The sequence below is a fragment of the Dyadobacter sp. CY261 genome (assembly GCF_021440085.1).
Taxonomy (GTDB): Bacteria; Bacteroidota; Bacteroidia; order Cytophagales; family Spirosomataceae; genus Dyadobacter.
Genome location: NZ_JAKCPW010000010.1, coordinates 225970 through 241434, shown reverse-complemented (window position 1 = coordinate 241434; position 15465 = coordinate 225970). Strand labels below are relative to the sequence as shown.

Below are 15465 nucleotides of genomic sequence, written 5' to 3'. Positions count from 1 at the left end.
AATGTTAGATAGAATCATTCATTTTTCGATCCGCAACAAGCTGGTGGTCGGAATATTTACATTGGCCCTGGTGGCTTGGGGAAGCTATTCCCTTACCAGGCTGCCCATCGATGCTGTGCCGGATATTACCAATAACCAGGTGCAGATCATTACCGCAAGTCCCTCCCTGGCCGCGCAGGAAGTGGAACGGCTGGTCACGTTCCCCGTCGAAACGGTAATGGCTACCATCCCGCATACGGAAGAGATCCGGTCGATTTCGCGGTTCGGATTATCGGTGGTAACCATTGTTTTTGAAGACGACGTCGACGTGTACTGGGCGCGTCAGCAGGTTTCCGAACGCCTGCACAGCGCCGTGGAGCAAATCCCGCCCGGCACAGGCACGCCCAGCCTCGCGCCGGTTACGACCGGCCTTGGCGAGATCTATCAGTATGTATTACATACCAAACCAGGTTACGAAAGTAAATATTCGCCCATGGAGCTTCGCAGCATCCAGGACTGGATCGTGCGAAGGCAGTTGCTCGGTACCTCAGGTGTAGCGGATGTGAGCAGTTTCGGCGGTTTTTTGAAACAATATGAAATCGCGATAGACCCATTAAGATTGCGAAGTGCCGGATTGTCGATAGCCCGTATTTTCGAGGCATTGGAACAAAACAACCAGAACACCGGCGGCGCTTACATTGATAAGAAACCCAATGCCTATTTTATCCGTAGCGAAGGGTTGATCGGTACGCTCGACGATATCCGCAAGATCCAGGTGGGCGAGACGGCCGGCGGCTTGCCGGTAACGATCCGTGACATTGCCGATGTAGGTTTTGGGAGCGCGGTTCGTTACGGTGCCATGACGCGCAACGATGAAGGCGAGGTGGTAGGCGGCCTGGTACTCATGCTCAAAGGGGCCAATTCCTCCGAAGTGATCGGGAATGTGAAAGAACGTATTATCCAAATCCGCAAAAGCTTGCCGGAAGGCATAGTGATCGAACCGTTCCTCGACCGGACGAAGCTGGTCAACAATGCGATAGGCACTGTTTCAAAAAACCTGATCGAAGGGGCTCTGATCGTCATTTTTGTATTAATCCTGCTGCTCGGTAACATGCGCGCCGGGCTAGTGGTAGCCTCGGTGATCCCGCTGGCGATGCTTTTCGCGGTGAGTATGATGAACCTTTTCGGGGTGTCGGGCAACCTGATGAGCCTCGGCGCGATAGACTTTGGTTTGATCGTGGACGGGGCGGTCATCATTGTGGAAGCAACCTTGCACCACATTGTCGGGAAGCGCTATACCCACCGGCTGACGCAGGAAGAAATGGACCGGGAAGTGTATGAATCGGCATCCAAAATCCGGAATTCGGCCGCATTTGGAGAGATCATCATTCTCATCGTGTACCTGCCAATACTCGCTTTGGTAGGGATTGAAGGCAAGATGTTCAGGCCTATGGCGCAGACGGTCAGCTTTGCGATCCTCGGTGCATTCATTCTCTCATTAACCTACATTCCTATGATGTCGGCCCTGTTTTTAAGCAAGAAAAACGAATATAAACCAGGCATTTCCGACCGGATCGTTGGCTTTTTCCGCCGCATTTACCTGCCCGCGCTGGTTTTTTCATTGAAAAGGAAATGGCTGGTTTCGATCCTCGCATTTGTATTGCTTGGCGGTAGCCTTTGGCTGTTTTTACGAATGGGCGGAGAGTTTATCCCGCAGCTCGACGAGGGAGATTTCGCCGTTGAGCTCCGCGTACTTACCGGCAGCTCGCTTTCTGAAACCGTGGATGCCACCCGTAAAGCCGCCACCGTGCTTCGAAAACATTTCCCCGACGAGGTAGTGGAAGTGGTTGGTAAAATCGGTTCGTCGGAAATTCCAACTGATCCAATGCCTGTTGAAGCGGCGGATATGATGGTGATTTTGAAAGAAAAATCGAGCTGGACGAAAGCGGAAAATCGCGAGGAGTTGGCAGAAAAAATGCACGCAGTACTGTCTGAATCCATTGCGGGAGTGACATTCGGTTTCCAGCAGCCAATTCAGATGCGTTTCAATGAGCTTATGACCGGTGTGAAGCAGGATGTCGCGATCAAGGTTTTTGGCGAAGACCTCGATGTGCTTGCGCGCTACGCAGGGCGCATAGGCAAGCTCGCTGGCTCGGTACACGGAGCCGAAGATATTTATGTAGAAGCCGTTACCGGCCTGCCGCAAATCGTAGTTCGTTTCGATCGGGATAAGTTGTCACAATTCAATATCCCGATAGCCGATGCCAACAGGACGCTGAATGCCGCATTCGCAGGCGCAGGGGCAGGTTTGGTTTTCGAAGGCGAAAAGCGGTTCGATCTCGTGGTGCGTTTACAAAAAGTCGATCGCCAAAGTATCGACGACGTACGTGGCCTGTTTGTGACCAATGCTGAAGGCCAGCAGGTGCCGCTCGACCAGATCGCGGCCATCGAAATGAAGACCGGGGCCAACCAGATCCAGCGGGAAGATGCAAAACGGCGCATTACTGTGGCATTTAATGTGAGAGGCAGGGATGTGGAAAGCATTGTTAACGAAATCAGAAACCGCATTGACCGGGAAATTAAGCTGTCGCCGGGCTACTTTGTCACATATGGAGGTCAGTTCCAGAATTTGCAGGAAGCTAACAGCCGGTTGGGTGTGGCGGTGCCGGTAGCATTGATGCTCATTTTTGTGCTCCTCTATTTCACGTTCCGTTCGCTGCGCCAAAGTTTACTGGTACTCACAGCCATTCCATTTTCAGCGATCGGCGGGGTGCTGGCACTTTGGGTGCGGGATATGCCGTTCAGTATTTCGGCCGGGATCGGTTTCATTGCTTTATTCGGCGTGGCGGTGCTCAATGGGATCGTGCTGATCGGGGAGTTTAATCAGCTCCGGAAATCGGGGGAGACAGATTTGCGCAAAGTGATTTTCGAAGGAACAGAGACCCGGCTGCGGCCTGTTCTGATGACCGCGCTCGTGGCGTCACTCGGATTTTTGCCGATGGCGTTATCATCCAGCGCAGGTGCAGAGGTTCAGCGTCCGCTTGCGACCGTGGTGATCGGGGGACTTGTGTCGGCCACATTGCTCACGCTGCTGGTGTTGCCGGTTTGGTATTGGATCGTAGAGAGGCGATGGGGAGGGAGGGGTGCCGTTGCATTGCTGGCACTATGGCTCTTACCGGCCGGTGCTCACGCGCAGCCACCTGTATCGAAAAAAATCACGCTCCGGCAGGCCATCGACGAAGCAATGAGCCGCAACCCACAGATAAAAGGTGGGCTATACAAGATAGATTATCATCAAGCGCTCACTAAAACGGCAGCCGATTTAGCCAAAACTGAATTTTCCTGGATGGGAGGGCAGTATAACAGCGTGAAGTTTGACAACCATTTTCTTTTATCTCAAAACCTGCCCAATCCCGTAGCCGTTACCCGCCGGAAATCGCTCTTGACGGAGGAGGTTGCAGGGGCGCGGGCAGAAATGGAGGTAACCAAAGCAGAACTGGTAAGGCAGGTAAAAACCAACTACCAGCAACAGATTCTGCTGAAAACCAGGCATCGTCTGTTGGCTGCGGAACGTGGGCGGACAGAACGCTTTGTGAAAGCGGCCGAAATGCGTTTCAAAACGGGCGAAACCAATCAGCTCGAATTCGCTATCGCACAAAGCCAGCTCGGGGATGTTCGCGCGCAGCTAATCCGCAACGAAGGTGAGCTGCTGAACCTGCAACGCGCATTGCAAGCCCTGGTGAATGGCAGCAACCTTGCCGAGGCAGAACCCGATTCGCTCGTACGTCGGGATCTTGCATTGCCCACACCCGACACAGCTGCATTGCATGCTAATCCTTATCTGCGCTACCTCGCACAGCAAGTGGTGGTCGGTAGTAGGCAAACCGCCCTGCAAAGGGCGGCGATCCTGCCTGAATTTAATTTGGGGTATTTCAACCAGTCTCTCACCGGGTTTCAGAATACGGGTAATGGCGAAGTGTACTACGGTTCCGGGAAGCGGTTTCAGGGAATACAGGTCGGTGTGCAATTCCCAATATTCAATAGTGCTTCGAAAGCACGCGTGAGGGCATCTGAGGCCAGCGAGCAGGCGGCCAGGAATCGTCTAGAAGCGGCCCGGCTACAACTTAGCAGCGATTTGCAGCAAGCCGTCCGAAGCTGGGAAACGGCCCGGCAAAATCTGGATTTATACGAGGAAAGCACATTGGCACTTGCGACAACGATCCAGGACAATGCAACCAGGTCTTATGAAGCTGGCGAAATAGGGTATATCGAATATGGGCAGGCCTGGAACCGCGCACTGGGCGTCCGATTAACCTGGCTTGACTTGCTTTACACTTATAACCAGTCCGTAATTCAAATTGAATTTCTTTTAAATGAGCCATAAATCCATGAAAAATATCGCATTGTTCCTGATGCTGGCCTTCGCTCTGGGTGCCTGCAAATCGGGAAAGGAGAAGGACGCCGAAGCAACGCAGGAAGCACCGGTGGCTGAGGAAAGCAGTCAAGTTGAGCTTACCGAAACGCAGTATGAAACGGCCGGTATCGAAACCGGTGGTTTCTCTGTCCGGAAATTGAGCGGGACAGTGATCGCGAATGGAGTAATCGACATCCCGCCGCAGAATCTGGTCAGTATTTCAGCGCCGCTCGGCGGGTTTGTGCGGAAGTCGGAACTTTTGCAGGGGATGAAAGTCAAGAAGGGAGAGGTTCTCGCGATAATCGAAAACCCTGATTTTATCTCCATACAACAAGACTACCTCGAAACGCAGAGCAAGCTGGAATATGCCGGGCAGGAATACCAACGGCAAAGCGACCTGAGCAAGGAGCATGTAAATGCGCAAAAAGCATTGCAACAATCAGCTTCGGAGTTGAAAATGCTGCGGGTCCGGCTGGCGGGTTTAAGAGAACGCGTCCGCACGGCGGGAATCGACCTGGCTGGGTTGGACAAGGGAAATATCGTAAGCACCGCGGCGATCCGCTCGCCGATTTCAGGTTCGGTGACGGTCGTGAATGTGAATTTGGGTAAATATGTGAACCCAACCGATGTCATGTTCGAGATTGTGGACACCGATCATTTGCATGTAGAACTGTCTGTTTTTGAACAGGATATTCCCAAAGTAAAGCTGGGACAACTAGTACGGTTTCGGGTGAGCAACAATCCGTCGCAGGAAGACGTGGCGAAAGTTTATCTCATCAACCAGAAAATCAATGACGACCGCACGGTGCGCGTGCACTGCCATCTTGAAAACGAGGACCATAGCTTGTTGCCACAGAATTTTGTGAAAGCCATTATCGAGACAGGCGCTAATGCTGTGAACGCATTACCGGACGAGGCCGTGCTCGATTTTGAAGGCAAACCCTACGTTTTTGTCAAAAATTCGGAAAAGGCAAGGAGTTTTGAGATGGTGGAGGTGATAAAGGGTATTTCTGAAAATGGTTTTACGGAAGTGAAAATGCCTGCCGGGTTTAAAGAGAATCCCGAATTTGTTTTAAACGGGGCTTATGCATTGCTGTCGAAACTGAAAAACGCGGACGAGGAAGAGGAGTAACGCGCGATATGTTGGCGGGAGGGTGATATCTGGTTGTATCCACCCTTCCCGCCGACTTTGTCAGGCTTTGATCTGATTAACAAGTAATTGTACCGTCAGCAGAACATGATCCATATTGCTGTAATCGTTGGTAACCTTGGACATCATCACCCCGCCTTCAATCAACGCAATGATCGAAACAGCCATGGCTTCCGCATTGACGCCTGGTTGAAATTCCCCGGCTTCCGTACCCTGCACGATAATATTGACCAAATTCTTTTTCCAACTGAACAGCGCTTTGGCTGCACTCAATTGCAGTGGGATATTGGTATCGTCTGCTTCTACCGCCGTATTCAGAATGGGGCAGCCACCACGATTGCCCACCGTAGCGATGACTTCTTTATAAACACGTCCATACACCATCAGTTTTTCGTAATAGCTTCGTGCTTTTTCAAGTTGTGCCTGCACGCTGTTGAAAACCAGCGACCGGTTGTATTCAAACACCGCCAGGGCCACTTCTTCCTTGTTTTCAAAGTTTCCGTAAATGCTTCCTTTCGTGAGGCCGGTTGCCTCGGTAATATCCGACATGGATGTGCCTGCGTATCCCTTCCGGTTGAAAATTTCAGCGGTTTTCTCGATGATGAATTGACGGGTACGCTCGGCTTTGGTTGTTCCTACGTTCATAATACAAATATACCAACTGGTATTTATTTTTACAAATGAAGTGGTTTTGTGTAAATGGCGTTAACCCTGGATTGCTGGTAAAACTTTTCCTCGTAGTTCTCCAAAGCCGACACGGATCTTTTCTTTTTGACCAAAACCCCGCATAACCACCTCGTCGTTGTCTTCCAGAAAACGTCTTTCGACACCGTCGCCTAGTTTTACACTTTGCCGGCCATTCAACGTCGCTTCAAGCAGGCAACCTTTCTGCGAAATGCCGCGGCCGCTGATTGTCCCGGTCGCGAGAAGGTCTCCGGTTTGCAGGTTACAACCGGTAATCGTGTGATGTGCGATCTGCTGGGCAGCAGTCCAGTAAAGGTGCTGCGCATTGGTTTGGCAAACTTCATATTCGCTGCCATTTTCGGGCTTAATACCTACGGAAAGCGAAAGATCGAAATTCAGTCGTGGTTCAATTGAGAGATAAGGAAGTGGCCTGGGCAACTGCGCTGGTGCCGGTACACGGAAAGGGTGCAAGGCTTCCCAGGTGACGATCCACGGAGAAATGCCGGAAGCAAAATTTTTGCTCGTAAATGGCCCCAGTGGCTGGTATTCCCATCGCTGGATGTCCCGTGCCGACCAGTCGTTGAAAAGCAGCATTCCAAAAATATAATCCTCCGCTTCCCCGACCGGAACAGGTCGGCCAAAGGTCGAATCCTTACCTATCACAAATGCCAGTTCCAGTTCATAGTCCAGCGCACGGGTCGCGACAAATGCGGGATTACCGCTCGCCTGCCCCACTTGTCCCTGTGGACGGTACACCGGTGTACCCGACGCGACGATCGATGACGCTCGGCCGTGGTAGGCGACGGGCATTTGTTTCCAATTGGGAAAAAGGGGGTTATCGGGTCTGAAAATCTGCCCGACGCTGAATGCATGTTCCTCGCTGGAATAAAAATCGGTGTAATTTCCGACTTTCAGCGGCATATGCATTTGAACATCCTTTTGCCGGATCAGCAAATGGCCGGCATACTGGTGCAGGACCGAATCGTGATCAAACAGCGCGTCCTGGATCGTTTTGCGTACATATTCCGAAAACTCCCTGCCAAGGCCGATGAGGTCATTCAAAACCGGTTTTCGAAAAGCACCGCCGGCTTCGGGATAATGGGGGAAGAGGTTTAATGCATAAGCGGCGGTCAGGTCCACGACCCATTCGCCGATGGCCACACCAGCCCGCGCCGGACGCTCATCACTGAATATCCCGAACGGCAGGTTATAAATGGAAAAGTCGGAATCGGGCGGCACGGGAAGCCAGGATTGTAACATAAGGGCGACGTTTTTATGCCTGCTGGGCCAAATAAGCTTCCAGCAATGGTTCAATGCGGGTTACCGATTCGTAAAGCTGGTCATAAGAATGGATGACAAAATAATGGTCCTGATAGCGATCGATATGGTAGGGCGTATCGAGCACCAGCGCCAGGTCAAAATCGATTTTCGGAACATCCTTTCCCAGGCAATACCGGCTTTCACCCGATGACGAAATAATGCCGCCTCCATAGATTTTCAGGTCACCATTCTCGCGGATCAGCCCGAATTCGACGGTGTACCAATACAGTCTCGAAATGCGTTGCAGGATTTCCTCTTGGTCAATATGCTTCAATGCAACCTCACTCAAATGCGCCATGAAATCGCAAAATAGCTGGTTGCTAAGCAGCGGCACGTGTCCGAAAGTGTCATGAAACATGTCGGGTTCTTCCAGGTAATCGATCTGTTCAGGCTTGCGCAACCAGTTCGATGCCGGGAACTGGCGATTGTATAAATGCGTGTAAAACTCGCGGTGGGGGATCAGGCCGGGCACTACGTACACTTCCCAGCCGGTCAAGGCGCGCAATTTGGGATTGGTTTCCCGTTCGAAATCCGGGATATGATCGGCCACAAAACCCACTTTCCCGATCCCGTCCAGATAAGCCCGGCTGGCAACGCGCGGGAGCTGTTCCATTTGCCGTTCGAAAAGCTGTTTCCACATCCGGTGGTCAGTTTCGGTGTATCGTTTATAGTGCTGGTTCATGGTTGACGTGGGTTTACATTAGAGTGTGCCCCGCAGCATTTGTTCGCGTTCAATAGCTTCGAATAATGCTTTGAAATTGCCTTTGCCAAACGAATGGGCTCCTTTTCTCTGAATAATCTCAAAAAACAAAGTAGGGCGGGGCATGACGGGTTTGGTGAAAATTTGCAGCAAATACCCTTCATCGTCCCTGTCCACCAGAATGCCGAGCTCGCGAAGACTGGCAATGTCCTCGTCGATATGGCCAACACGACTCAGCAGTTCGTCATAATAGGCAGCCGGCACACGTAAAAACTCCACGCCCCGGTCGCGCAGCGCCCGCACGGTATCCACGATGTGATGGGTAGCCACGGCAATGTGCTGCACGCCCGGGCCGCCGTAAAAGTCGAGGTATTCTTCGATCTGTGACCTCTTTTTCCCCTCTGCCGGCTCGTTGATCGGAAATTTGATACGCCCGTTGCCATTGCTCATGACCTTGCTCATCAGCGCTGAATAATCAGTCGAAATATCCTTATCGTCAAATGAAACCATCATCTTGAATCCCATCACCTCCTCATAAAACTTCACCCACCGGTTCATTTCGTTCCAGCCCACATTGCCGACCATATGGTCAATGTATTGCAATCCGGCGGACTCCGGCGAATGTTCTGGCCGCCATGGCGCGAACCCGGGCAGGAAAATACCGTCATAATCCTTCCGCTCGACAAAAACATGCACAGTATCTCCATAAGTGCATATTCCCGACCGGACCGTTTGCCCGTCTTTATCCTTTTCTGCAATGGGTTCCAAAAACGGCCGCGCCCCTCGGCTGACGGTTTCCTGATAAGCCTTCCGCGCGTCATCGACCCATAGCGCAATGGCCTTCACGCCGTCGCCATGTCGATCAATATGCGCCCCAATGGCAGTACCACCATGCAAAGTCGAAGTAAAAACCAGCCGGATCTTGCCCTGAACAACCACATAGGATTCGCGGTCGGTGAGGCCCGTTTCAAGTCCCGCCATCGCCAGCGGCTGAAACCCGAAAGCATTCCGGAAATAATGCGCTGATTGCAGGGCATTGCCGACGTACAGTTCGACATAATCGGTGCCGTTAATGGGTAAGAAGTCGGGCGATGCTGTCGCGGGAGCGGTGGGGGCGGGTAGAGTGGACATTGTGAATGAGTTAATGAGTTGATGAGTTGATGAGTTGATGAGTGAATGAGTTGATGAGTTAATGAGTTAATGGGTGAATGAGTTGATGAGTTAATGGGTGAATGTTGAATGAGTAAAGAAAGTGATGAATGAATGCGTGAAAATTCGGGGTAAGTTTCCTTGATTAACTCGTTTGAAAACGAGTTACTTAACCATTCACTCATTCAGTCATTCAAAACTCCTCCGCCCAGCTCGAAAAGTAGCGTCCGTCATCAATCGCCATGGCCTCTTCCGTTAGCATCAGCGGGCGGAATGTGTCGACCATGACGGCTAGTTCTTGCGTTTCTTTTTTGCCGATGCTCCGCTCGTATGCGCCTGGGTGCGGGCCGTGGGGGATGCCGCCGGGATGGAGGGTGATATGCCCCTGCGCGATATCGTTCCGGCTCATAAAATCACCGTCGACGTAATAGAGCACTTCGTCGGAATCAATATTGCTGTGGTTATAAGGCGCTGGAATAGCCAGTGGGTGGTAGTCGTAAAGTCTCGGACAGAAGGAGCATACCACGAATGCGTCGGTCTGGAAGGTCTGGTGCACGGGTGGCGGCTGGTGGATGCGGCCGGTAATAGGCTCGAAATTGTGGATCGAAAAAGCCCAAGGGTAATTGTAACCATCCCAACCGACGAGATCGAACGGATGGGCTTCGTACGTTACCGGATGAATATGGTTCTGCTTCTTGATCCTGATCAGAAAATCGCCGTGCTCGTCGTGCGTTTCGAGGTCTCCCGGCAGAATATAATCCCGCTCGCAATAGGGTGAATGCTCCGTCAGTTGCCCGAAATGGTTTCTGTAACGTTTTGGCGTATAAATTGGGGAATGTGATTCCAGGTAGAGCAAGCGGTTGTCGGAGCCATCGAACTCGATCTGGTAAATCGTGCCGCGAGGGATGATTACATAATCGCCATAGGTGAATGGTACTTGTCCGAATGGGGTCCGAAGCCTGCCGGAGCCACGGTGGATGAAAAGCAGCTCGTCGGCATCTGCGTTTTTATAAAAATAGCCCATTTGCCCGCCTGTCGGGGCCGCTAATCCCAGGATAATGTCGCGATTGACAAGCAGCGGCACACGGCTATCGAGGTAATCGGCTGCGGGGCGAATGTCGAAGCCGATCAGCTTCCGCATGGTCATATTGTTGTCTATCGCAATGCGTGGCGACACGTCATAAGGCTCGCCAATGGATTTTACCTGCGTAGGTCGCCAGGTATGATAGAGGAGGGAAGACATGCCTTCGAAACCGATCGTCCCAAAGAGCTCCTCATAGTGAAGCCCGCCATCGCTTTTGCGAAATTGCGTATGGCGCTTCGGCGGAATGGTTCCTCGTTGTTGGTAGATCGGCATATCCTTTTGATAGTAAGTTAGCCAATAGTTGTCAATACAATTATATGAAAAACAAATCAATATTTAAATATATTTTTGCATTATTTTTAAGACAAAAAATGTGTTACGCTTAATAAATTCTAGCAATGATGATTATTTGTTCTAAAAAATATTTAGAATAAATTTGAATCACTTTTCAGTCCCGGCGAGATGCTGCGCCTGAAATCAGACTCCCATCCTATTTAGAAGGCCTTCCTGCCACTCTGTTGTTGCTCGTCGACACAGTAATTTCATTTCACTCAAACACATGCAGCCATGAGGAAACATTACCTCCACTTGTCCGGAAGGGGCATTCTTACATTTATGCTGGCTATTTTGCTGTCGGTGCGGGGAGTCGCACAGATCAGCCAGTTTATCCACGTCGATCAATTTGGCTATGCACCCACGGCTGAGAAGGTCGCAGTTTTGAGCAATCCCGTCCAGGGTTACAATGCGGCATTGAGCTATGCGCCACCTGCGACGCTAGAAGTGCGTAACAGCGTTACCGATGCTGTCGCATTCTCGGGCCCGATTTCGGTTTGGAATAACGGAAACACCCAGGACAACTCGGGCGACCGGGGCTGGTGGTTCGATTTCTCAGTGCTCACGGCCACGGGTAGCTATTATGTATTTGATCCCGTCAATGGCCAGCGGTCTGCGGTTTTTGAAATCACAGCCAATCCGTACGGAAATGTGATGTTGGCGGCTATGAAAATGTTCTATTACAACCGCTGTAATATGGCCAAAGCCATCCCCTATGCCCAGAGCAAATGGACCGACGGCAACAACTTTATGAATCCTTTGCAGGATGCCAATGCCCGGTACGTCTACGAGCAAGGCAATGCCGCGCTCGAAAAGAACCTTACAGGCGGCTGGTTCGATGCCGGGGATTATAACAAATATGTATCCTTCACGCACAGCCCCCTGCACGATCTCCTGTACGCATATGAGGAAAATCCGTCGGTTTTTACGGATAATTTCAATATACCCGAAAGCAAAAACGGCATTCCCGACATTCTGGACGAGGTGAAATGGGAGCTCGACTGGCTTTTTAAAATGACCAATGCCGACGGCAGTACCCACAACAAAATGGGCAGCCGCAATTACAGCGAAAACATTTCCTCCCCACCCAGTGCTAATGTGGACGGCCGCTACTATGGCCCCACCTGCACGTCGGCCTCGGCTACGATCGCCTCGGTATTCTCTCATGCCGCGCTCGTTTATGCAGGCAATCCGCTGCTCGCTGCATACGCCAGCCAGCTGGAAGCCAAAGCGATCAGTTGTTTCAATTATGTGTTGCCGTTTTATAATGGAAACACGCTCCAAACGAATTGTGACGACGGTAGCATTGTTTCCGGCGATGCGGATGTGGGCGTTGGGCCGCAGCGTAATATGATGGTGATCGCCGCGATCTATCTTTTCGAAAAGACGGGTAATGCGGTATATAACCAGTTTGTGGTAAACAACTATGCCGGTACCGATGTCATGAGCTCCGGCTACTGGGGCGTGGACGCCACCGAATTGCAGGATGCATTGCTACGTTATGCGAAATTACCCGGTGCAACGACGGCGGTAGCTACTGCGATCACAAACTCCGCAGGAACAGCTGTAAATGGTAACTGGAACGACTTCTTCGGCTGGACAACCGCCGATTTGTACCGCGCATTTATGCCTGACTGGTCGTACCACTGGGGTAGCAATATGCCGAAGGCAGATTATGCTAATGTAAACCGCACGATGCTTAAAGCCGGGCTGGGGGATGCCAACAGCCTGAGACGTAAGGCGGCCGAGCAAATCCATTACTTTCACGGAGTTAACCCACAGGGAATCGTGTATTTGTCTAATATGTACTCCGCGGGCGGCGACCGTTGCGCGAATGAAATTTACCACACCTGGTTCAATGACGGCACCATATACGACAATGCGCTGACCTCGCCGAACGGGCCGGCGCCGGGTTACGTAGTGGGCGGCCCGAATGCCGACTATACGATCTCCTCGCAGTCACCGCCGTATGGCCAACCCCGCCAGAAGAGCTACCTCGATTTCAATACCGGTTGGCCTACCAACAGTTGGGAGATTACCGAGCCGGCCATTTATTACCAGGCAGCGTACGTCAGGTTGCTTGCCCATTTGACCTTGCCGATCGAAGATCCGTTGCCGGTGGAACTGGCCGATTTTTATCTCAAAGAACTTGATGGCGGGAATGCACAGCTTTATTGGAAAACAGTGTCCGAAATCGATAACGAGCGTTTCGAAATCGAGCGCTCGGTCGATGGGGTTGATTTTCGGATGATAGGAGAAGTAAAAGGTAATCATAACTCGCAGCAGGCCCGTTTTTACACATTTACCGATAATGAGGTCCCGGATGCGACTACTTATTACCGGCTCAAACAGGTGGATATCGACGGCCAGTTCGAATATTCTAAAATCATTGCATTGTACCGCAATGGTGAAGCAGCTTTCCGCCTCGGTCCTAATCCGCTGACTGAGTTTGTCGACCTGCAAATGCCGGCGCACGTCGGTTCCGCAACCGTGAAATTGACCAGCATGTCGGGTGTGGAACTCATGCGGAGCCAGGTAAACCGCAACGGAAGGGTATCCATTTCAAATCTGCCAAAAGGCATTTACATTTTGCAGGTTGAGAAGGGCAAAGAGCGACTTTTTACGCAAAGGATCTTCAAAAACTGATAAACCGGTATTTAATCTGACGACAGCGGCCCTTCGTGCGCCACTGTCGTTTTTATTGTCGTTTCACACCTTGGTCACGCTTGTAATGCGCGGGTGAAATGCCCATTTGCTGTTTAAAAAGTCTCGAAAAATAGAAGGGGTCATCGATCCCGATCGCCGAAGCTACTTCGTTGACGCGCATGGTGCCGAAATGCAGCAGGTGGCAAGCTTTCTGGATTCTCAGATAATTAAAATACTCAATCGGGGCATAACCTGTGTCTTTTTTAAATTTCCTGGAAAAAAATGAAGCTGAAAGATTTACCGAACGGGCAATATTATCCAGCGTAAGGGAATTGGAAAGATTTTCCTGCATATGCCGGATCGCCTTTTCGGTGGGGCCTGCCATCGCTTCGGCCTGCGCCTGCGAGCCAAAATGCTCCGGCGCAATAAACGACGAAAGGTAATGCGGAAGGGCCAGGTTTGCATGCAGCAGGTTCGATGCGCTATACCCTTTCAGCAACGTGTTGGCCATATGCGTAAAAAGGGCATTGCGTTCCTCGGAAAAACCCACCCGAACGGCCCCGGCCGGTTCACCGTCACGATTCATGACGGCAGCTACGGCCTCATCACAATGGCTTCCAGCAAGGTGCATCCAATAAATGCTCCACGGATTTTTCGGGTCGGCACCGTAAGAATGAGGCACATCTGTTGGCAGGATCACGATCTCACCCGTATGTACCTGTGCGATGTTGCCCGTCAGCTCGACCCACCCCTGGCCATCGCTACAATAGAGCAGGATAGCCTGCGAAGTGCCGCTAGGACGTTGGTAGTAATGATGCAGTGCCTTCGGATAGTAGCCCAGCCGGGCAATGAACAGTTGGCTGATCAGCGGCAACTGCTCGCAGTGCGTTGCGGCCACTTTGGGGATTTCGATAATGAGCTCGCCGTCGAAGCCCCTGCTTTTGCGCATATGTGTGTTTTAAGTGATGAATGATAAAGATAAAATAATCCATGTTTTAGACAAAATAGTTCATTCGTTTGTGTCTTGAAATAAATGAATTTTGTAATGTTAAAATACAAATTGCTGCATACGGCATTGACTATCCCTAATCCCACTTTTATGGCAAAGCAACTTTTGACACCCGCTCAGATTCAGCAGTACAACGAGGACGGTTACCTGATCGTCCGCAGATTTTATAATCCGGAAGAGGTGTCGCGCCTCTACCGGATCGCATTGGACGACGCTACAATCAGCAAGCATGCGATCAATGTCAACGACAGCACGGGCAAGCGGAGCAAACTTTCGCTTTGGTACAAGCCTGGCGATGACGTGTATGGGTTGTTAACAAGAGGAAAGACACTAGTTGGCGCCGTAGACCAGTTGCTGGATCGCCAGCCGCTGGACCGCCAGCCGCTGGATCGCCAGCCGCTGGACCGCCAGCCCGGCGATGAGGGACATTCGGTTTGCCATTATCATTCCAAACTCATGCAAAAAGAGCCGCGTGTTGGCGGTGCGTGGGAATGGCATCAGGACTATGGTTATTGGTATAAAAATGAATTCTTGTATCCTGATCAGATGATGTCGGTCATGATCGCGGTAACAGATGCGAACGTCGAGAACGGCTGTTTGCAGGTCATCAAAGGTTCTCACAAAATGGGCCGGGTAGAACATGGCTTTTCCGGTGAGCAAGTGGGTGCTTCGCAGAAATATGTGGATCTGGCTTTGAAAACAATGGAACATGTATTTGTGGAGCTGGAAGCGGGCGATGTACTGTTCTTCCATAGCAACATATTGCACCGGTCGGAAGCCAACGTGTCGGATCGTGCGCGCTGGTCGCTCATTTCCTGCTATAACCGTTCTACCAACATTGGTCATAACGAATCATCATCTTCCTCCGCCAGCATTACGCCCATCGATATCGTTCCCGACGAAGCACTACTGACCTGGGACACTGCAGGGCTAGCCGAAGCGAAAGCGGATTTTTTGAGTAAAGAGGCGGACGTTTCATTAAAATAGCAGTCGCACT

The 15465-nt window shown here is 51.3% G+C and carries 10 protein-coding genes; 4 read left to right on the top strand and 6 right to left on the bottom strand.

Annotated features, from left to right (window positions below):
• Position 1 precedes the first annotated feature (1 nt).
• The gene (locus LZD49_RS25850; protein WP_234670682.1) at positions 2–4363 is read left to right on the top strand and encodes a CusA/CzcA family heavy metal efflux RND transporter; all 4362 of its coding nucleotides are present in this window, start codon (positions 2–4) and stop codon (positions 4361–4363) included.
• Complete coding sequence (locus LZD49_RS25845; RefSeq protein WP_234670589.1) at positions 4353–5525, top strand: efflux RND transporter periplasmic adaptor subunit; 1173 nt, start codon at positions 4353–4355, stop codon at positions 5523–5525. Before LZD49_RS25850 ends, LZD49_RS25845 begins: the two co-directional genes overlap by 11 nt.
• A 60-nt stretch (positions 5526–5585) precedes the next feature.
• Here LZD49_RS25845 and LZD49_RS25840 read toward each other — a convergent pair whose 3' ends face one another.
• From LZD49_RS25840 to LZD49_RS25820, 5 genes are all read right to left on the bottom strand, one after another.
• Positions 5586–6188 (bottom strand): TetR/AcrR family transcriptional regulator, encoded by a 603-nt coding sequence (locus tag LZD49_RS25840; protein ID WP_234670588.1) that lies wholly within the window; start codon positions 6186–6188, stop codon positions 5586–5588.
• A 60-nt stretch (positions 6189–6248) separates the two neighbouring features.
• Positions 6249–7487 carry a fumarylacetoacetase gene (gene fahA / locus LZD49_RS25835; protein WP_234670587.1) on the bottom strand — a complete coding sequence of 413 codons (1239 nt, stop codon included), beginning with the start codon at positions 7485–7487 and terminating at the stop codon, positions 6249–6251.
• A 13-nt stretch (positions 7488–7500) separates the two neighbouring features.
• Entirely contained in the window at positions 7501–8229 is a 729-nt protein-coding gene (gene phhA, locus LZD49_RS25830) for a phenylalanine 4-monooxygenase (protein WP_234670586.1), read from the bottom strand.
• 18 nt (positions 8230–8247) lie between these two features.
• Entirely contained in the window at positions 8248–9378 is a 1131-nt protein-coding gene (hppD, locus tag LZD49_RS25825; RefSeq protein ID WP_234670585.1) for a 4-hydroxyphenylpyruvate dioxygenase, read from the bottom strand.
• 211 nt (positions 9379–9589) lie between these two features.
• Positions 9590–10753: a homogentisate 1,2-dioxygenase gene (locus LZD49_RS25820; protein ID WP_234670584.1), complete on the bottom strand. Its 1164-nt coding sequence runs from the start codon at positions 10751–10753 to the stop codon at positions 9590–9592.
• Between the two features lie 294 nt (positions 10754–11047).
• Between LZD49_RS25820 and LZD49_RS25815 the strand changes: the two genes are divergently transcribed.
• Entirely contained in the window at positions 11048–13459 is a 2412-nt protein-coding gene (locus LZD49_RS25815) for a glycoside hydrolase family 9 protein (protein ID WP_234670583.1), read from the top strand.
• A gap of 52 nt (positions 13460–13511) precedes the next feature.
• Here the strand turns inward: LZD49_RS25815 and LZD49_RS25810 are convergent, their stop codons facing one another.
• Complete coding sequence (locus LZD49_RS25810; protein ID WP_234670582.1) at positions 13512–14408, bottom strand: AraC family transcriptional regulator; 897 nt, start codon at positions 14406–14408, stop codon at positions 13512–13514.
• Between the two features lie 150 nt (positions 14409–14558).
• Between LZD49_RS25810 and LZD49_RS25805 the strand changes: the two genes are divergently transcribed.
• A complete protein-coding gene (locus tag LZD49_RS25805; RefSeq protein WP_234670581.1) occupies positions 14559–15455 on the top strand; it encodes a phytanoyl-CoA dioxygenase family protein in 897 nt (298 codons plus the stop codon).
• Positions 15456–15465: the final 10 nt, after the last annotated feature.

Excerpts from the sequence above, each read along its gene's own strand:
- LZD49_RS25805 (WP_234670581.1), top strand. The coding sequence starts at position 14,559 with ATGGCAAAGCAACTTTTGACACCCGCTCAGATTCAGCAGTACAACGAG.
- LZD49_RS25820 (WP_234670584.1), bottom strand. The coding sequence starts at position 10,753 with ATGCCGATCTACCAACAACGAGGAACCATTCCGCCGAAGCGCCATACG.
- fahA (WP_234670587.1), bottom strand. The coding sequence starts at position 7,487 with ATGTTACAATCCTGGCTTCCCGTGCCGCCCGATTCCGACTTTTCCATT.
- LZD49_RS25840 (WP_234670588.1), bottom strand. The coding sequence starts at position 6,188 with ATGAACGTAGGAACAACCAAAGCCGAGCGTACCCGTCAATTCATCATC.
- LZD49_RS25850 (WP_234670682.1), top strand. The coding sequence starts at position 2 with ATGTTAGATAGAATCATTCATTTTTCGATCCGCAACAAGCTGGTGGTC.
- LZD49_RS25815 (WP_234670583.1), top strand. The coding sequence starts at position 11,048 with ATGAGGAAACATTACCTCCACTTGTCCGGAAGGGGCATTCTTACATTT.
- LZD49_RS25810 (WP_234670582.1), bottom strand. The coding sequence starts at position 14,408 with ATGCGCAAAAGCAGGGGCTTCGACGGCGAGCTCATTATCGAAATCCCC.
- hppD (WP_234670585.1), bottom strand. The coding sequence starts at position 9,378 with ATGTCCACTCTACCCGCCCCCACCGCTCCCGCGACAGCATCGCCCGAC.
- phhA (WP_234670586.1), bottom strand. The coding sequence starts at position 8,229 with ATGAACCAGCACTATAAACGATACACCGAAACTGACCACCGGATGTGG.
- LZD49_RS25845 (WP_234670589.1), top strand. The coding sequence starts at position 4,353 with ATGAGCCATAAATCCATGAAAAATATCGCATTGTTCCTGATGCTGGCC.